The 18,535-nt window shown below is 68.3% G+C and carries 15 protein-coding genes; 9 read left to right on the top strand and 6 right to left on the bottom strand.

Features of this window, described 5'->3' with window-relative positions; genetic code table 11:
• The first annotated feature begins 147 nt into the window (after nt 1-147).
• Nucleotides 148-987, top strand: a complete 840-nt coding sequence (locus ABZX86_RS01975) for a helix-turn-helix domain-containing protein (RefSeq protein WP_355119063.1) — start codon at nt 148-150, stop codon at nt 985-987.
• A 4-nt stretch (nt 988-991) separates the two neighbouring features.
• Complete coding sequence (locus tag ABZX86_RS01970) at nt 992-1,411, top strand: VOC family protein (RefSeq protein WP_355119061.1); 420 nt, start codon at nt 992-994, stop codon at nt 1,409-1,411.
• Nucleotides 1,412-1,549: 138 nt separating this feature from the next.
• On the opposite strand, the gene ABZX86_RS01965 is transcribed toward ABZX86_RS01970, so the two are convergent.
• A complete protein-coding gene (locus ABZX86_RS01965; protein ID WP_355119059.1) occupies nt 1,550-2,575 on the bottom strand; it encodes a glutathione S-transferase C-terminal domain-containing protein in 1,026 nt (341 codons plus the stop codon).
• Between the two features lie 105 nt (nt 2,576-2,680).
• Between ABZX86_RS01965 and ABZX86_RS01960 the strand changes: the two genes are divergently transcribed.
• Together ABZX86_RS01960 and ABZX86_RS01955 are read left to right on the top strand one after the other, a co-directional pair.
• Nucleotides 2,681-3,475 (top strand): enoyl-CoA hydratase/isomerase family protein, encoded by a 795-nt coding sequence (locus ABZX86_RS01960; protein WP_355119057.1) that lies wholly within the window; start codon nt 2,681-2,683, stop codon nt 3,473-3,475.
• A gap of 134 nt (nt 3,476-3,609) precedes the next feature.
• Nucleotides 3,610-4,848, top strand: coding sequence for an AMP-binding protein (locus tag ABZX86_RS01955; RefSeq protein WP_355119055.1), 1,239 nt, complete (start codon nt 3,610-3,612; stop codon nt 4,846-4,848).
• Between the two features lie 152 nt (nt 4,849-5,000).
• Here ABZX86_RS01955 and ABZX86_RS01950 read toward each other — a convergent pair whose 3' ends face one another.
• The gene (locus tag ABZX86_RS01950) at nt 5,001-5,735 is read right to left on the bottom strand and encodes a tyrosine-protein phosphatase (protein WP_355119053.1); all 735 of its coding nucleotides are present in this window, start codon (nt 5,733-5,735) and stop codon (nt 5,001-5,003) included.
• 431 nt (nt 5,736-6,166) lie between these two features.
• Here ABZX86_RS01950 and ABZX86_RS01945 point away from each other — a divergent pair, with 431 nt between their 5' ends.
• Both ABZX86_RS01945 and ABZX86_RS01940 read left to right on the top strand, forming a co-directional pair.
• Nucleotides 6,167-6,649: a TetR family transcriptional regulator gene (locus ABZX86_RS01945; protein ID WP_355119051.1), complete on the top strand. Its 483-nt coding sequence runs from the start codon at nt 6,167-6,169 to the stop codon at nt 6,647-6,649.
• 91 nt (nt 6,650-6,740) lie between these two features.
• Nucleotides 6,741-7,916: an alanine racemase gene (locus ABZX86_RS01940; protein ID WP_355119049.1), complete on the top strand. Its 1,176-nt coding sequence runs from the start codon at nt 6,741-6,743 to the stop codon at nt 7,914-7,916.
• Nucleotides 7,917-8,028: 112 nt separating this feature from the next.
• On the opposite strand, the gene ABZX86_RS01935 is transcribed toward ABZX86_RS01940, so the two are convergent.
• Nucleotides 8,029-11,430, bottom strand: coding sequence for an AAA domain-containing protein (locus ABZX86_RS01935; protein ID WP_355119047.1), 3,402 nt, complete (start codon nt 11,428-11,430; stop codon nt 8,029-8,031).
• A 673-nt stretch (nt 11,431-12,103) separates the two neighbouring features.
• Here ABZX86_RS01935 and ABZX86_RS01930 point away from each other — a divergent pair.
• Entirely contained in the window at nt 12,104-12,904 is an 801-nt protein-coding gene (locus ABZX86_RS01930) for an alpha/beta hydrolase (RefSeq protein ID WP_355119046.1), read from the top strand.
• Between the two features lie 67 nt (nt 12,905-12,971).
• Complete coding sequence (locus ABZX86_RS01925) at nt 12,972-13,499, top strand: gamma carbonic anhydrase family protein (protein WP_355119044.1); 528 nt, start codon at nt 12,972-12,974, stop codon at nt 13,497-13,499.
• Nucleotides 13,500-13,580: 81 nt separating this feature from the next.
• Here ABZX86_RS01925 and ABZX86_RS01920 read toward each other — a convergent pair whose 3' ends face one another.
• Together ABZX86_RS01920 and ABZX86_RS01915 are read right to left on the bottom strand one after the other, a co-directional pair.
• Complete coding sequence (locus ABZX86_RS01920; protein WP_355119042.1) at nt 13,581-14,222, bottom strand: phosphoribosyltransferase family protein; 642 nt, start codon at nt 14,220-14,222, stop codon at nt 13,581-13,583.
• Nucleotides 14,223-14,451: 229 nt separating this feature from the next.
• A complete protein-coding gene (locus tag ABZX86_RS01915) occupies nt 14,452-15,273 on the bottom strand; it encodes a carbon-nitrogen hydrolase family protein (protein WP_355119808.1) in 822 nt (273 codons plus the stop codon).
• Between the two features lie 254 nt (nt 15,274-15,527).
• Between ABZX86_RS01915 and ABZX86_RS01910 the strand changes: the two genes are divergently transcribed.
• On the top strand, nt 15,528-17,339 hold the full coding sequence (locus ABZX86_RS01910) for a DEAD/DEAH box helicase (RefSeq protein ID WP_355119040.1): 1,812 nt from the start codon (nt 15,528-15,530) through the stop codon (nt 17,337-17,339).
• A 152-nt stretch (nt 17,340-17,491) separates the two neighbouring features.
• On the opposite strand, the gene ABZX86_RS01905 is transcribed toward ABZX86_RS01910, so the two are convergent.
• Complete coding sequence (locus tag ABZX86_RS01905) at nt 17,492-18,349, bottom strand: hypothetical protein (RefSeq protein WP_355119038.1); 858 nt, start codon at nt 18,347-18,349, stop codon at nt 17,492-17,494.
• Between the last annotated feature and the right edge of the window lie 186 nt (nt 18,350-18,535).

Raw genomic sequence — 18,535 nt, 5'->3', positions numbered from 1 at the left:
CGTGACAACTGATGTGGTGAGTGTCGGGGTAACTCCTGGGGAACGCCCAGAACTGATCGGCACCCCGCCGCCGGTCCGGTGCGAGACTGCTGGGCTCCCAACGGCCGGCAAAAGGCGCGGAGAGGCGGGGGAGCTTACGGTGGAGGTGTGGTCGGTGTGTCGGAAGGCGCGAGCGGGATACCCGATCCGCGGTTGCGCCCGTATGTCCTCGGTTACGAGGGCTATTTGCTGCGTGGCTTTGCGCCGGGAACGCATGTGGGCATGCCCGGTTCGGTGCTGACGGTGATCATCACCATCGATGAGCCGATCGAGGTGGAGGTCTCCTGTCATCCGGACCAGGCAGGTGGGACATGGGAGATGCTGGCCAGCGGGCTGACCACTCGCCCGTGCGTGATCGCGCACAACGGTTATCAGTACGGCGTGCAGCTGGCCTTGACGCCGCAGGGCTGCCGGGCCTTGTTCGGGGCTCCGGCCGCGGCGCTGGGTTCTTGGATCGTCGATCTGGCGGACGTACTGGGTCCGCGGGCCGGGGAGTTGCGCGAGCGGCTCGGGTCGGCTCTTGGCTGGCCCGAGCGTTTCACTGTGCTGGATGAGATTCTGCTGCGGCAGTTGCTGCCGGTGTCGTGGGATCCGGAGCTCACACACGCTTGGGATCTGCTCTCCGGTCCCGAAACCACGGTCCGGGTAGCCGCGGTCGCCGACGAAATCGGCTGGAGTCGAAGGCATCTCGTCAATCGCTTCACCGCCGAACTCGGGGTCAGCCCGAAGGATGTCGCGCGCATCGCCCGTTTCGAACGTTCCCATGCCATGCTGCGCCGCCCCGAACCCCCGTCGCTGGCCGAGACCGCGGCGCTCTGCGGCTACTACGACCAGGCGCATATGGCCCGGGAATGGCGGGAACTGGCCGGTCTGCCGCCGTCGGTGTGGCGGGAACGCGAGGAGTTCCCATTCGTCCAAGACCAACAGCCCTCCCAGGTAGGAGGCTGATCCCATGACAGATACGACATCCTCAGTAAAGACCGCGACCGTTGTGTGGCCGACCCTGGTCTACCGCGACGCCCGTGCCGCCATCACCTTCCTGGAGCAGGCCTTCGGCTTCGAAACCACCGCCAGCTACGGCGAGGGCGACGTCGTCGATCACGCCGAGCTGGCCTGGCCCGGTGGGGGCGCCGTCATGCTCGGTTCCGTCCGCGAGGGCATGGCGCTGGCCTGCCAGGCGCCGGGCGCGGGCTCGGTCTACATCGCGCTCGATGATCCGGATACCGTCTACGCGCGCGCCAAGGCGGCAGGCGCCGAGATCACCAAGGACCTCACCGACGAAACCGATTACGAATCCCGTGGTTTCACCTGCCGCGACCCCGAGGGCGTCTACTGGAGCTTCGGCACCTACCGGGGCGCCCAGTCGCACTGAACCCGCTCGTACCGGAAGCTGTTGGGACGCTGAGGATGTGGATCCTGGCCAAACGCATGCCGGGATGACGGGCTGCCGCGCGGGGGTGGGGTGCCGCGCGGGGGTGGGGTGCCGCGCGGGGGTGGGGTGCTGCGCGGGTCAACCGGGGGCGTGTGCGGTGGGGACACGCTCGGTCAGGAGTGGCGGCGGGGGCGGGGTGCCGTCGCCGAAGGGCTTGCCGCCCAGGGCTTCCCGGCCGTGCGGGGTCAGCCAGTTGGCCAGGTCGGGGCCCTTGGGGACGATCTGTGTGGGGTTGATATCCGTGTGGACGATGTAGTAGTGCTGCTTGATCTGCGTGAAGTCGACCGTGTCGCCGAAGCCCGGTGTCTGGTAGAGGTCGCGGGCGTAGGACCACAGCACCGGGAGTTCGGTGAGCTTCTCCCGATTGCATTTGAAGTGGCCGTGGTAGACCGGATCGAAGCGGACCAGTGTGGTGAACAGCCGCACATCCGCCTCGGTGATGGTGTCGCCCACCAGATATCGCTGCGTCGAGAGTCGTTCGGTGAGCCAGTCCAGGGCGGTGAAGAGCCGGTCGTAGGCGGCGTCGTAGGCGTCCTGGTCGCCGGCGAATCCGCAGCGGTAGACGCCATTGTTGACCTCGGTGTAGACGCGCTTGTTGACCACGTCGATCTCTTCGCGCAGATCCTCGGGATACAGCGCGGGTGCGCCGGGCCGGTGGTATTCGGCCCACTCGGTGGAGAAGTCGAGGGTCATCTGCGCGTAGTCGTTGGTGGCGACCTGCCCGGTCGACACATCCACCACGGCGGGCACGGTGATGCCGCGCGGATAGTCGGGATACCGCGCCAGATAGGCATCGCGCAGGAAGTGAATCCCCAGCACCGGATCCACCTCACCGGGATCCAGATCGAAGGTCCAGCTGCGCTTATCGTGCGTGGGCCCGCACAGTCCCAGGGACAGCGCCGATTCCAGCCCCAGCAGCCGGCGCACGATGATGGTGCGATTGGCCCAGGGGCAGGCGCGCGCCGCGATCAGCCGATAGCGTCCGGGTTCGACCGGATATCCGTCGCGCCCGTCGGCGGTGATACGCGTGGTGATGTAGTTCGTATCGCGCTTGAACTCGCCGGGTTCGACGTAGCTGCCTGGCTCCGATTTCGACGTGGTCACCCGGCCAGTCTCGCAGATCGGATGCCGTCGCGACGGTGGCCGGCGGCGCGCGTCGGCGGCGAGCCCGGTCTGTTCCAGGGAAGTGACTGCGCATACATTCAGTTGATGACCGACACGAAGCCCACCCGCCTGGAACGCATCGTCACCGAGGGGGGTGCGCAGGCCGCGATTCTCACCATCGCCAACCCGCCGCTGAACCTCTTCGACAAGGCGCTGTTCGAGGCGATCGCCGCCGATATCGAGGAGCTGGCCGCCGAGCCGCCGCGCGCGGTGCTGCTGCGCGCCGAGGGCAAACTGGTGTCCGGTGGTGTGGATGTGCACGTGTTCGACGGACTGTCGATGGCGGAGGGCGCGCACCTGTGGCAGACGTTGTTCGCGCGCATCATCCATCCGCTGGAGTCGCTGCCGTGCCCGGTCATCTTCGCCGCGCACGGCCTGACCCTGACCGCGGCCTTCGAGATCGCGCTGGCCTGCGACATCATTCTGGCCGCGCCCCGGGCGAAGTTCGGCCTGGTGGAGACGGTGGTCGGCCTGACCCCGTCCATGGGCGGCCCGCAGCGGCTGGCCGAGCGCGCCGGTTCCGGTCGCGCCCGCGAATTCGTCATGACCGGTGATCTGTACGACGCGGCGACCATGGCCGACTGGGGTGTGGTCAATGCCGTGCACGAGGACGTCGACACGGCCGCGCGCGCACTGCTGGCGCGACTCGCCGATGGGCCGACTCGTGCGCACGCCGCGACCAAGGAGATCATCGAGGCCTGGCGTTCCGGTGGTGTGGCGCATGCGGATTCGGTGACGCCGCAGGTATCGGGCCAGCTCTTCGCCACCGAGGACCTGCAGAACGCGGTGCGGAGCTTCCTCGAGGTCGGCCCCGGAAAGGCCACCTACACCGGTCGCTGAACCGTTCGCCGTACCGCCGGGATTCGTTTCCGGGTCGTGACGGCTCGACTACGTTTGCCGACAATCCGCCCAAACATGTGATGTGCATCATATAGTCACTGGTGCCTGCAGGCTCGAGGCGCTCGGAGGGACGGATGTCGCAGTTACTGGTCGAATACCCGCACTCGCGAAATGCCTGGTGCGCCAACCCTCTTGCTCGCGGCGCCGATGGCGTGCTGCGATACGGGAACCTGACTCCGGCGCTCACCGAGCTGCTGGACATTCAGGTGCATACCTTCGCCGCCCGGGAGGCGGTGGTCGAGATCGGCGGCCCCCGCCTCACCTATCGCGAACTCTGGTACTCCGCCTCCCGGATAGCAGGAGGATTGCAAGAGCACGGAATCGGTTACGGCGATCGGGTCGCAGTACGTATGCCGGTGGGGGTGCGCTGGGTGCAGGCCTTCCTGGGCGCGCTGCTGTCCGGCGCGGTGCCGGTACTGGTGCACGACGGGCTCCCGGATGCGGTGGCGGAGCGCGTGATTCGCGATGCCGCCGCCGATTACATCCTGGACGGCGGCGGTAGCGCGGCCGGTTATCTGGAGGCGCTGCCCGATGGCGCCGCATTCATCGACGACGGTGCGTCTCTCGGTGAGCTGGCCCTGCTCTGCTACACCAGCCCGGGCGCCGAGACCGGCCCGCGCGGGGTGGAGCTGACGAACGAAAACCTGCTCTCCGCAATTCGATCCGTGGTCGGCGCGCTGGATCTGCCGACCGAGGGCCTGCGCAATCTGGTGCTGCTGCCGCTGGCGCATGCCAGCGGGGTGGTGGATCAGCTGCTGCCGACCTTCGCGGTGGGCGGCACGGTGGTCCTGGTCCCGGACCGGGCGGCCGTCGCGGAAACCCTTGTCGCGGAACGAATAGACATGGTTTCTGCCACTCCCAGAATCTTTGCGGGCCTGCTGCCGGAACTTGCGGGTCTGCGCCTGGATCACGTGCGCCAGGTCTGCAGCGCCGGGCATCGCGCCGAACTCGCCGCCGCCGATCCCGCCGCCTCGGATTCGGTGGCCGCCACGCTGCGTGAGATCTTCCCCGAGGCCCGCCAGTGGTCGGTCTGGGGCGCCACCGAGACCAGCGGTATCGGCCTGGCCCGCGATGACGGCGCCGCCGCCCGCGATGTGCTCGGATTCGCCTTCGGCGGAACCGAACTCGCCCTCTGGGGCCCCCGCGCCGACACCGGCCGCGGCGAATTGCTCTGCCGCGGCCCGAATGTCGCCCCCCGCTACTGGAACGACCCGCAAACCACCCAGTCCCGCTTCACCGGCCCGTGGTTCCACACCGGCAACCATGTCAGCATCGACCCGGACGGCCTCGTCCGCCGCGCCCCGGCCGACTAGCGGCCGGCCTTCGTCATCCCGGCGCGCTTTCGGCCGGGATCCATACCGGCCGTGCATGCACCGTGAGCGTGGATCCCGGCCACACGCATGCCGGGATGCCGGGGTAGTGCCGAAATGTCTTGGTTCAGTGGCTCATTCGACGAAGCGGGCGCTCATTCGATGAAGCGGGTGCGGAGGGCGGTGCGCTGGTCGGCGGTGATGCCGATGTGGGACAGGTAGCCGTCCAGGTCGCCGTACATATCGTTCATGGCGCTGGTGGCGGTGTCGAGGTAGTCGGCGCGCACGCCGAGCAGGTCGTCGGAGATCTCCTCGTCCGATTCCATGGCCATGAAGGCGCGCAGGGTGGGGACGGCGTCATTGCTGAGCAGGTAGTCGGCGTAGACGTCCTCCTCGACGACGTCGACGGCGCGCAGCAGGGTGGCGACGGACCAGCCGGTGCGATCCTTGCCCGCGGCACAGTGCACGAGCGCGGTGCCGGTGAGCACGGAGTCGGCCAGGGCCTTGATGGCGGTGTGCGCCTCGGGCATGGCGGGGAAGAGCCGATAAACCTCGACCATGTGGAGGCCGGCGGTGGCCGGATTGCGGGCTTCGTTCGGCGGGGTTTCGCCGATGTGCGAGTCGAAGGGCGTCACATGCAGGCGGACCTGGTCCGGGAGTACGTCATGGCCGATGTAGTCGATTTCGGCGTGCCCGCGCAGATCGTGCACATCGGTGACGCCGAGTTCGAGCATGCGGGCATGCCCTTCCGCGTCGAGCCTGCTGAGCTGGGCCGAGCGCAGCAGTACTCCACTGCGGATGTGGTTGCCGGCCGTGGTGCGGGCCCCGCCCACATCGCGGAAGTTGAAGGTGCCGGTGAGCAGGAACGGATCGTGCCGCGCTGAAGTCACCCCGACAGGCTATCGGTGGGCGTCCGAACGGGAGGTGTCCTGGCCGGTCACCGGACGTGAATTCCGTGTCGTGACCGGCGCGTTGCGCAGACGACCTGCGGTTCGGCCCTGTGGGCTCGGGCACAGTCGGTATCTTTGAGCGAACCGAAGTCCGTAAAATACCGTTCGGTTCCAATGTCCGATTTACCGGGGCGTTTCGGGAATTCAGCGATCCCTATTCGATCGCGAGCGAGTTCCGATTAGGTAACGAAACATTCTTCCGGTACGAAATCGGCTATCAAAGCTGGTCATGCACCCAGAAAACGACGTATCGTTGATACCTGTTGAACGGGTACGCCGGGTCATGCTCGGGGGTCAGTGCTGATCTGCAAACCCGTTGAGCGAGCTCCGCAACCTAGTTGTGTGAGTTCTTTCGCTATAGGGAGTTGTAGTTGAGCGCTAGTGGAGAAATCGTCCAGGTCGGATTGCGTCCGGCCATGGCAGAGGCCATCGAGAAGGCGGCGGCATCGCTCGATATCACCGGTAGTCGCGCGTTACGAGTGCTGCTGCATGCGGGCGTGAGCGCGCTGTGGCCGATGTTGAAATCCTCGCCCGAGCGGCAGATTCGTGCCTACGAGTCCACGCTGGTCATTCTGCGCCGCCGCTGGGAAGGCGGCGGGGGCGTCTGTGTGCCCGATCTGCAGGCCTCGGCCATGTTCCGCGGGCTCGATGCGGACGTCACCGAGTTCCTCGAGATGTGTTCCAAGCGTTCCGGCACGCAGTGGCTGGAGCCGGTGGATGCGATCGCCGCCTATCTGGTGGCTGTCATCCAGGGGATGGTGTTGCGCTGGCTGGCCGATTGCGATGACGAGATATCGCTGGTTGTGCTGGACGATCTGGTGTCCTACCTGTCGACCAAGGCCGTCGACCTCTGACGGGCCCTGTGCGAAGTTCCTGTGTGTTCGAAGTTCCTGTGCGTTCGCCCAATTGCTGGACGCATGACCAGTTTCGTGGTCGAATGAACTGGTGACCGAAACGTCGCCGATTTCCGGCCTGCACGCGGCCACCGCCGAACTGGATCCGCCGCTGGCCGCCCTCGACCTGGCCGCACTGCGCGCCAATGCCGTCGATCTGGTTCGCCGTGCGCGCGGGGTCCCCGTGCGGGTGGCCAGTAAATCCGTCCGCTGCCGCGCCGTGCTCCAGGAGGTCCTCGGCAGCGACCTGACCAAGTCCGGCGGTTTCGCCGGCATCATGGGCTACTCGCTCGCGGAGGCGCTCTGGCTGGCCGGGCTCGGGGCCCGCGACATCCTGCTGGGTTATCCGACCACCGATCGCGGGTCGCTGGCCAAGCTGGCCGCCGATCCGGTGCTGCTGGATGCCATCACCCTCATGATCGACGATGTCGATCAACTCGATCTGATTCGCGCCGCCGTCGGCGAAAAGGTCTCTCCCCGTGTGTGTATCGACGTGGACGCCTCGCTGCGGATCGGGCCGCTGCACCTGGGTGTGCGCCGTTCGCCCATCCGCACGCCCGAACAGGCCGGGCGGCTGGCCGGTACGGCCCGCCGCCGCGGTTTCCGTGTGGTCGGCGTGATGACCTATGAGGCGCAGATCGCCGGGCTGCCGGATACGAATCCCGCTGTGCGACTGGTGAAGAAGGCGTCCGCCTTCGACATCGGGCGGCGCCGCCGGCAGGTGCTGGACGCGGTGCGCAATGAGGTCGGTGAGCTGGAGATCGTCAATAGCGGCGGCACCGGCTCCATCGAGGTCAGCATTTCCGATTCGAATGTCACCGAGGTGACCGCCGGTTCCGGGCTCTATCTGCCCACGCTCTTCGACGGCTATCGCAATCTGGCTCCGCGCCCGGCAATGTATTTCGCCATGCCGGTGCTGCGCCACCCCGCCGCGGGCATCGCCACCGTCTTCTCCGGCGGCTATATCGCCTCCGGTCCGACCGGCGCCTCCCGGGTGCCGAAACCGGTGTGGCCCAAGGGATTGAGCCTGATCGGCACCGAGGGTGCGGGCGAAGTGCAGACTCCGCTCACCGGAGCCGAAGGGCTCGCCATCGGCGACCGCGTCTGGTTCCGGCACGCCAAGGCCGGTGAACTGTGCGAGCGCTTCAATCAGGTGAACCTGGTCGACGCCGACGGCACCCGCATCGAAGTGCCGACCTACCGCGGCGAAGGTCAGAACTTCGGCTGATCGCCTGGCGTGAAGCCTCCCCGTCATTCCGGCGCGTTCTTGGCCGGAATCCACTGTGCTGGAGGAGATCCCGGCCAAAAGCATGCCGGGATGACGGGGTGCGTGTCCGAGGTCATACGCGGTCGAGTTGCAGGACCGCCGCCAGGTCGGAGAGTTCCGCTGTGGTCGTGGGCAGATACTCGGTGAGCAGCGGTGAGCGGACGATGACCGCCGACCACATGGCGCGGGAGATGGCGCTGGTCAGCCAGTGCCGCGAGAGCAGTGTGCCGATACCGTGCGGGGCATCCTTGGGGGCAGAGGTGGTCATCGAGACCAGGACGACGGCGGCCTCGCGTCCCTGGAAATGATCGGCCGTGCCGACCAGAACGTCTTCGATCCTGGCGCGGGACAATAGCGTTCGGATGCGCGCGACCTGCGCGTGATACGGGGCGACCACCAGAATATCGTGTGGATGCAGGGGCCGGGTGACCGCGCCGGTCTGCCACGGCAGGCCGAGCAGAGTGCGGACCTGGCGGACGATTTCGCGGGCCTCTTCGGCGGATTCGGTGCTGTTGCCGTGATGTTCGACGGTCACGGTGCGCACGCCGGGTGCGATGCCTTCGAGATCCCTTGCCAGCGTGACAGTTTCATTGGAGCGCAGGCGATTGTCGTAGCGCAGCCGCGAGACCGGGCCGCACATGCGCGGATGCATGCGCCAGGTGCGGTCCAGGAAGTAGCCGAAGACGGCGGGCAGGGTCCGGTGCGCGCCGACCAGCCGGCCCAGCGCCGAATCGTCGACCGGCGCCGGATGCATGCCCTGCCCGGCGCCCGGTGCGGGATCGCCTATCAGCAGCAGGTTCCGGGCGCAGACGGCGACCGCGACGGCATCGGCCAGCGGGAATTTCCCGGCATCGGCGATCACCAGCAGATCCAGGCTGTCTCGGGGGATTCGTTCCGGATCGGCGAAATCGTTCGGAAGTCCGCCCACCACACCACCATTGACGGCATTGTCGAGGAAGCGGCCGTACTTCGAGGCGTCGATGGGCAGCCACTCCGGCGCCACCGATTGGGTATCGGCCTTGGCGACCAGCTCCGGGAGCACGCCGGCCTGCACCACCGCATCCAGTACGTGTTCGACCGCGCGGTGCGAGCGCGCGACCACCCCGACCCGCCACCGATACCGCGTCACCAGCCTTTCCACCACGCGGGCGGTGGTATCGGTCTTGCCGGTGCCGGGCGGGCCCTGCACCGCCACATACGAATTCTGCAATTCGAGAACGGCGGCCGTGACCGCGGCGGCATGGTCACCGAACACCTCCGGCAGCGCCTTGCCCTCGCGCAGTCGTGGCGGGCGGCCGCCGAGCAGGTCGAAGACCGCGGTCTCGGGCACCTCGGGCAGCGTCACCAGCAGCTGGTGCGCAATATCCTCGAGGTTCTCCTCCAGGTGCTCGTTCCGGCCGGGCGGGCAGGGCACGATGGCGGCGGGCAGCTGATCGTAGGGCTCACAGGTCTCGGGCAGCAGCTCCACCACCCGGACCACGTCCTCGAAATTGGTGTCCAGGGAGCAGCCGAGCACGGTGGCGTGCGCGGCGGCGCGACGACCCGGCATGGCGGTCATACCGGGGACGGGACGGTCGTAGAGCGTGAGTACCCGGGTGCCCGGCGGCGGCGCATTACCGGTGCCGAGTCTGCCGGTGAGCGTGAGGTATCGGCGCATGGGGCGCTGACCGGTGCTGTGCCAGCCGGTATCCACCGTGCCCCAGTCGGCGACCAGAACGCCCGCGGCATCCGCCCACTCCTCGACCGGGTGATCGAGGCGATCATCGTGTGCCCACCGCAGCGGCTGCCGCTCCCGCCGGTGATAACCCAGCGCGGCCGCGGTGAACGCCGCCGTCACCTGCGCCGAAGTGCGTTCCCGCCCATCGCGATAGCCGGTGTCGGCGAACTCCCGCAGCGCCGCCTCCACCTCGTCGGGGCCGGTCTCCCAGTAGTCGTACGACATTCGCCGCGCGGGCTGCACACCGTGCTCCTGCGCCAGCTCCGCCAGCCAATTCCGCAGTCGCAGCACAGCTGCCGGGCCGGTATCCGCCTCGGCCGGTCCGTGCGCGGTGTGGTCTGCGGGGGTGTTCGCCCGGCCTTCGAGGTAGCTCGCGTACGGCGTGTCCGGATCGCCCACGGTGACGGTGTCCATACCGGCGGCGCGGTTCGGGGGGAGCTGGCGGACGTCGTAGGAGCGTTCGCCGACGATCATGGCGGCGCGCACGATGGGGTAGAGGTCGACCAGGGCCGGAAGTAGTTCTGCCACTACGTCTTCGCCGTCGGGATAGCGTTCGCCGATCGCGCTGAGCAGGGGGCGCAATTCGCCGCGGTAGTGGTGGATGCGCAGATCGGGATGTTCCCACTGGCGTTCGGTGAGGAAGTCCAGCAGGGCGTCGGCATCGTCGTCCCAGGTCGGGACATCCTGTGCCGCAGCGCCATCGCCGGTGGCGCTCGTACACTCACCGCGAATGGTGAAGGCGTGCACGCCATCTGCGGACCAGTTCGACCACACCTCGATCCGGTCGGGTGCGCTGACACTGACGAACAGATCGCCCCGGCTGGGCTGGGGGAGGGCGGCCAGCGCGCCGGCATCGATGAGGGTGTGCGCGGGGTGGCCGGTGTGCTCGCGCTCCAGCTGGAGTTCGGCCTGCCGGCGCAAGGCGGTGAAAGCCGGTGTGGGAACACCGGACACGGTGGCGTCGGCGGCGGCCAGGCGGTCCACGGTGGTGATGCCGGCGTCCCGGAGCTGGGCACGGGTGGTGGCGCGCATACCGGCGACCAGCAGCAGATCGCGGCGCGATTCCAGTTCGGCGGTACAGGCTCGGCAGTGACCGCAGGCGAGGAAGCGGCGGTCGCCCCACTGCACGGGCAGCAGCTCACCGAGTTTGGCTTCCAGAATGTGGTTCAGGCGGTCGCGGCGGGCCCGGTGCACGACGGCGATATCGGCGAGCGAATGCGTGGTCGCGATACCGTCCAGCCACAGCCTGGCATGGGTGGCGGGCCGGAAGCCATTGTCGCGCAGTGCATCCGCGATCGCGGCCAGGGTGAGCAGCGCGGGCAGGCGGGTCTGCCGGGTGGCGACGGCGGCGGGCAGGTAGTCGTGGGTTTCGGGGGCATTGTCGCGCACCAGGAAATCGCAGCGGGTGGCGAAGACGCCGTCGAAGGCGACGGCTCCCGCGACCGCGTCGGCGTTCGCGCGCAGGGCGGTGAAGGTCTGCTCGTGCGCGGCGTGCAGCGCCGCGGTGGTCGCCGCCGGATCGGCCCGATCCCGCACGCGCACCCGCACCACCCCCGTGCCGAACCGATCGCGCAGGTCCGCGAGCCGATACTCCACCGCCGGATCGCAGGCATGCGCCAGTACACCGGGCGCCGGGTATTCGATCGACGTCACCAGCCCCAGTTCGGCGTCGAGCGCGCGCAGTAGCGCGAACTCACAACGCGCCGCCGACACCAGGTCACCGGTGCTGCACACGACACGATCACCGAACAGAATCAATCGCGGCCCTCCTGTGTCTCTCCGCCGACACCCGCGACCCGGACGCGCGCCGTTGCGTGCCGAGTCGCGCAACAGCGTAGTGACTCGCTGTACTGAGGTGTGTCGCCAGGTCACCTCCGCGCGCCGCCCCCGCACACCCCACCCCGCCCGCACGTCACCCCAGCTCTGCGGGCGATGTTGGGACACAACACGACTCGACCGCCCCGATCCCGCGCGCCCCGCTCGGAGCCCGGAACCCCCTACCCCCGAACCGGCGTGTCGACACACCCGCCGAATCCCGGCCCGCGCCGCACACCGCGACGATTCGCCCGATCGCACTGCGCGTATTCACCACATTCGAGATACCGCCCCGGCGTTCGTGTGACGCCACCGAACTACGTTGCACTCCGCCGCGCGTGCGATCGCGCTGAACCGGCTCCGTTCCACCGCCGCCGGCGTTCGTGCCGTGTCGCTGAACTACGTTGCACTCCGCCGTGCGTGCGATGGCGCTGAACCGGCTCCGTTCCGCCGCCGCCGGCGTTCGTGCGGTGTCGCTGAACTGCGTTGCGCTCCGCCGCTCGTGCGATGGCGCTGAACTGGCTCCGTTCCGTCGCCGCCGGCGTTCGTGCCGTGTTGCTGAACTGCGTTGCGCTCCGCCGATCCGTGGTCTTCCGGGGCTTGCGATAATCGCCGGATGCCGTATTTCGAGGGCGCCCGCGGGCGGCTGCACTACCGCCGCTGGTCGCTCGATCGCCCGGCGGCGACCCTCGTGCTGCTGCCCGGGACCGGCCAGCACAGCGGCCACTATCACCGGTTCGCCCGAGCCCTCGCCCCCGCCGGGATCGAACTGTGGACCCTCGACACGTCCGGCCACGGCCTCAGCGAAGGCGATCCCGAGCGCCCCGGCAGCCTCCCCGAACTGGCGGCTGACGCACTGACCTTCCTCGCTCTCGTCCCCTCTCCGCCCCCGCTCTTTCTCATGGGTCACTCCCTGGGTGCGGCCACCGCTCTGGCGGCAATCACCGCCGACCCCACCCCGCCCTGCGCAGGCCTGATCCTCTGCGGCACCCCCAAAGCTGTTCTCGCAGGCCAACCTCCGAAGTCGGCCCGCGGCGCCGCCGCCACCGAGCCCCGCAGTGTCGGTGCCACCGTCGCGCGATCCGGTCGCAGCGTGGGAGGTACGCACCCGCAGCCATCGACCGCTCTCGGAGATGCGTCGAATCCCGCACGCGGCAAAAGTGTTTCGACTGCGCCGGGCCGCGGTATCGAGGGCGGGCGCGAACCGGTTCTGCCGGAGGGGACTGCGGTGTTGTGTGTGCACGGGGTGGATGATCGGCGGACTCCGGTGGGGCCGGTGCGGGAGTGGGCGGGGCGGGTGGCCGCCGAGTTCCGGGAGTACGAGGACGCTGGGCACGATCTGCTGCACGAGCCGGTGCACGCGGAGGTCACCGCGGATATCGCCGACTGGGTTCGCTCGGTGGCGGGGAGTCTCTGACAGCGAGCGTCAGGTGTTGGCCGGTGATCTCGAACCGCCGGGGCGAGGGGCGTTTACGGTGTCAGGCGTGCCACTCTACGAATTCGAAGGCAAGCGGCCCACGGTCGATCCGACGGCGTTCATCGCGCCCACCGCGACGCTCATCGGGGATGTGCGGGTCGAGGCGGGTGCGTCGATCTGGTACGGCGCGGTGCTGCGTGCGGATCTGGCCCCGATCATTATTCGCGAGCGCGCGAATGTGCAGGACAATGCGGTGATTCACGTACCGGAGGACGTTCCGGTCGAGATCGGCGCGGGCTCGACCATCGCGCACGCGGTGGTATTCCACGGTGCGACGCTCGGCGCGGAATCCATTGTGGGCAACGGCAGTACGGTCCTGGATATGGCGAAGATCGGCAGCGGCACCATGATCGCCGCCCACTCGCTGGTCCCGCCGGGCGCACAGATCCCGGACGGCGTACTCGCCGCCGGATCCCCCGCTCAGGTCAAGCGCCCCATCGAGGGCACACCCGCCGAGATGTGGGTGAAAATCAACCCCTCCTACTACGCCGAGCTGGCTCAGCGACACCGCAGGGGCATCACCGAAGTTCAGTGACGCGGCCTATTTTCGCCGAGCGGGCTCTGGTGGTGGCGTTGTGCGGCGTGTCGCCACCGTGAGAGCCCACTCGGCGAACGGTCAGTCCTGGGGTGGGGTGGTGGGGTGTAGGAGGTGGACGACTTCGTTGTCGGTGAGTTGGTGGAAGTCGCGGTAGACGGCGCCGACTCCGCCCAGGGAGCGGGGGACGAGGGGGCAGACGACTTCGTCGGCGAGGGCCCGAATGCGGTGCAGCGCTTCGGCGGAGGAGACGGGGACCGCGACCACCACGTGTCGTGGCTCGTGGATGCGGGCGATTTCGCAGGCGACGGCTACGGTCGCGCCGGTGGCCATGCCGTCATCGGCGATGACCACGGTGCGGTCCTTCAGCGGAATGGGCGGTTCGGCGCGCAGCACCTGGCGGCGCCGCTCGAGTTCGACCCGCTCCAGGTCTTCGACATCGGCGAACTGCTCCGGTGTGACACCGGTGTGCTGCACCACGTCGACATTGAGCACCCGCACCCCGTCCTCCCCGATGGCCCCCATGGCCAGCTCCGGCTGCCACGGCACCCCGAGCTTGCGCACCAGCAGCACATCGAGGTCCCCGCCGATCACCTCTCGAATCGCCACCGCCACCGGCACCCCGCCCCGAGGTAATCCCAACACCAGCGGATCCGCCCCGCGCAGATACCCGAGCACCCCACCCAGCGCCCGCCCTGCAGCCTCCCGATCGGGATAGATCATTGCTGCCCAGTCTAGTTCGCGCCCCGGCACCGCCTCGCCGAACAGGACAAATGCCACCTCAATAGTGGGTCGCGCTGGTCGGTGACCCGCGATCGTGAGCCGGGCAAGGCCCGCCGTAGCCGGCCTTTATCCGCGTGCCGCGAGCGCGAGCCAGAGATTCGAGATCATCAGGAAATGGTGGTGGCACTGTGCGGGTGGTCGCCGCCTCAGTTCCTGGCCGATGGGAAAGCTATTCGCTGCTGATGGTGAAGCGGCGGAGCGAGAGGCTGGGGTTGGTGGTGCGGACTTCGTGGAGGTGCTCGAGGTCGATGCGGGCGGTGGCTATGCCGGGCTGGTCACCGAGTTCGCCGAGGATGGCGCCGGTGGGGGCGATGACCATGGAGGCGCCGGACCCGCGGGGCGCGGCCTGGTCGGCGGCGGCGACGTAGATGGTGTTCTCGATGGCCCGGGCGCGCAGCAGGGTGGTCCACTGATCGACCTTGCCGGGGCCCGGAATCCATTGCGCGGGCAGCAGCAGGACGTGCGCTCCGGCAGCCGCGATGCGCCGAATGCCTTCGGGGAAGCGCAGGTCGAAGCAGGTCTGCATGCCGAAGACGACCCCGTTGACCGTGAAGGTCGGGGATTGGTCGAGCGGTCCGGACAGCACCACATCGGATTCGCGGGAGGCGAAAGCGTCGTAGAGATGAACTTTGCGATAGACCGCCGCGAATTCGGCATCCGGGGACGCTGCGACGAGGGTGTTGTAGACGCGGTCGGCGGGCCGGTCGCCACCGGGCGTTTCGATCACCCCGGCCACCAGGTGCACCCCGAATTCGGCTGCGATTCCGCGCAATCCGCTCACGAACGGCCCGGTGAGGGGTTCGGCGGCGGGAATGGCGCGTTCGTCCAGGTGCAGCACCGAGAACATGGAGTACTCGGGGGCGATCACCACCTGGGCCCCGAGCGCCGCCGCGGCCCGTACCTCTTCGCGCAGTGTCGTGAGATTGGCCACGGTGTCGGTGCCGGGCGAGAACTGTACGACAGCGATGTCGACGACCCCGCCGTCCGCCACGCCGACGGCGAGTTCCGGTTCGGCGGCAGGTTCGTGAACGGTGATCGTCGTTGCCCCCGAACTGCCTGGTTCTGTCGTTGCGGCCGTGCCGGTTACGTAATTGCGGACCGGGACGGGTTCGGCCCGGCCGAGTCCGGATGCCGGAAGAACAGGGGTCGCGGCGACGGCCGAGGGCGGGTTGTCCGGTTGCACGAGTTCCAGCCTATTCACCCGATGGTCGGACCGACCAGGGCAAGGCAGTAAACTCCTGGTCAATGAGTACCTCACCGGCCGACAGCGTTCCCACTGACGACGAGAGGGACGCGAACGGCCCGTCCTTCGCTGATCTCGGTATCGATGACCGCGTATTGCGGGCCATCGCCGATGTCGGCTACGAATCGCCGTCGCCTATTCAGGCTGCGACGATTCCGCCGCTGCTGGCCGGCAAGGACGTGGTGGGTCTCGCGCAGACCGGCACCGGTAAGACCGCCGCCTTCGCCATCCCGATCCTGATGGGTCTGAATATGGCCGGCAAGGCGCCCAAGGCGCTGGTGCTGGCGCCGACGCGCGAACTGGCCATACAGGTCGCGGAGGCCTTCGGCCGGTACGCCACCCACATTCCGGGTTTGAACGTACTGCCCATCTACGGCGGCCAGAACTATGCCGTGCAGCTGTCCGGACTGCGCCGTGGCGCGCATGTCGTGGTCGGCACGCCGGGCCGCGTCATCGACCACCTGGAGCGCGGCACCCTCGATCTGACGGAGCTGCAGTACCTGGTCCTCGATGAGGCCGACGAGATGCTGAAGATGGGCTTCCAGGAGGACGTGGAGCGCATCCTGCGCGACACGCCCGACACGAAGCAGGTCGCGCTGTTCTCGGCGACCATGCCGCCGGTGATCCGCAAGATCTCCAAGCAGTACCTGCACGATCCGGTCGAGATCACGGTCAAGACCAAGACCTCGACCAGCCCCACCATCAGTCAGCGGTATGTCTCGGTGTCGTACCAGCGCAAGCTGGACGCGCTGACCCGCATCCTCGAGGTCGAGGCCTTCGAGGCCATCATCATCTTCGTGCGCACCAAGCAGGCGACCGAGGAATTGGCCGAAAAGCTGCGCGCCCGTGGGTATTCCGCCGCCGCCATCAATGGCGATATCGCGCAGACCCAGCGTGAGCGCACCATCGGCCAGCTCAAGAACGGCCAGATCGACATTCTGGTCGCCACCGATGTCGCCGCGCGCGGCCTGGACGTGGACCGCATTTCGCATGTCGTGAACTACGACATTCCGCACGACACCGAGTCGTATGTGCACCGCATCGGCCGCACCGGCCGCGCGGGCCGCTCCGGTGAGGCGCTGCTGTTCGTCGCCCCGCGCGAGCGGCGTTTACTGGACGCGATCGAGCGTGCCACCCGCCAGCCGATCACCGAGATGCAGCTGCCGAGTGTGGACGACGTGAACGCGCAGCGTGTCACGAAGTTCGGTGACACCATCACCGAGAATCTCGCCTCGTCGAACCTGCCGCTGTTCCGCAAGCTGATCGAGGATTACGAGCGCGAGCACAATATCCCGCTGGTGGATATCGCGGCCGCGCTGGCGATCGGCTCGTACGACGGCAACAACTTCTTCATGGAGCCCGATCCGGAGCCGGCCCCGCGCCGCGAGCGGGCCGAGCGTGGTGAGCGTTCGTTCAACGATCGCGAGCCGCGTGAGCGCCGTCCCCGTGAGGGCGGGCCCAGCCTGCACCGCAATACCGGCGCGGAGCTGGTCACCTATCGCATCGAGGTCGGTAAGCGCCACAAGGTGGCTCCCGGCGCGATCGTGGGCGCCATTGCCAATGAGGGTGGCCTGCGCCGCAGCGACTTCGGTCATATCAGCATTCGCCCCGACCACAGCCTGGTCGAGCTGCCTGCCGATCTCTCGCAGGAGACCCTGAATGCCTTGAGCCGCACGAGAATCAGCGGCCAGCTCATTCAGCTCCAGCTGGATTCGGGTGCGCCCGGACCGCGTGCCATGAGCCGCGCCCCGCGCCGCCCGGTGGACCGTGAGTTCAAGCGCCCGGACGCCACCCGCCGCAAGCCCCGCTCGTAATCGCCGCGCGCCCTGCCGTTTCCACCGCACCTGCGCACCGGCGCGGGTGAGTGGATCAGGGCGTGAACGTGTTCCGGCCGCGCTCGGCGCGTGATCCGGGCTGAACACTCGCGCCCAGGCTTCCTAGCCTGGGCGCGAGTCTGTTTTTCAGGTCAGTTGGTATCGCTGCTGGATCCGACCACGGCCGGGGAATTGGGTTGGGTGGCCGGGGGATTCGGCTGTGTGGCCGGAACATCGGCGGGGACGTCGGGCACATTCGGCTGGGCGGCCGGAGCGCTCGGCGCGGTGGTCGCGGGCTGGCCGGTCCCCGGCTGGGGAGCCGCCGCACCGGGTTGCGGCGCTACCGCATTCGGCTGCGTGGTCGGCACGCTCGCCGCCGGCGGATCCTTGGGCAGGTCGGCGACGGTGAACAGGCCCACGGTGGGCAGTACCACGCAGCGCGAGCCGGGGTAGTCGACGCTGCCCCACAGCGAGGCGATGACGGTGCCCGGTCCGGAGTCGATGGTCTTGGACAGCGCCGGCAGGTTGTAATCGGTCTGATCGTCGAGCGCGTTGATGCCGCTGCGGCCATTGGCCACATTCAGCCAGGCGACGCTCAGCCCGGAGGCCAGCGGCATGCCGACGGTGCCGGGGGTGGCCTGGAAGCGCAGTGTTCCGGGCGGGCCGGCGACGCCGCGGTCGGGACCGGACTCACCGGATTCGGCCGAGGCGACCGTCATGGTGAACGGCATATTGAAACCGCAGCCGAGGGTGGGCGCCTGATAGCCGAAGGGCGCGAAGGCGATATTGGTCAGCTTGGCGGCGGAGATCAGCTCAGCGGCCTTGGCGGTGGTGTTCACCGCGGCCAGGGCGTCTTGATCCGGCCCGGCCGCATCCGTGAGATGCGCGATCGCGGTATCGATCGGGGATGCGGCGGGCTCGGCGCCGGCCGTGCCGGTCGCGCCGAGAACTGCCGTGGCGGCGATGGCCGCGGCCGATGCGGCCCGCCGGGAAAGGGTCCTGCCGTTCACTCGTGCTGCTCCTGCGAACTCTCTCGGATACCGGAATCGATGTCCGGCTGCTGCTTTCGCCGTGAAATGCGGCACGAGCACGCCGGATCTTCTCGGCAACGTACCAGCTCTCGCTGTGAGCCGTCGGGCGAGGCGGCGCGTCACTGTGATCCAGCCGACACGTCTCGTATTACCGGGGGGTAGGTT

It is taken from the genome of Nocardia sp. NPDC006630 (genome assembly GCF_040611495.1).
Lineage (GTDB): Bacteria > Actinomycetota > Actinomycetes > Mycobacteriales > Mycobacteriaceae > Nocardia.
Note: the sequence above shows the minus strand (reverse complement) of the source record. Positions and strands in the feature narration are given on the sequence as shown.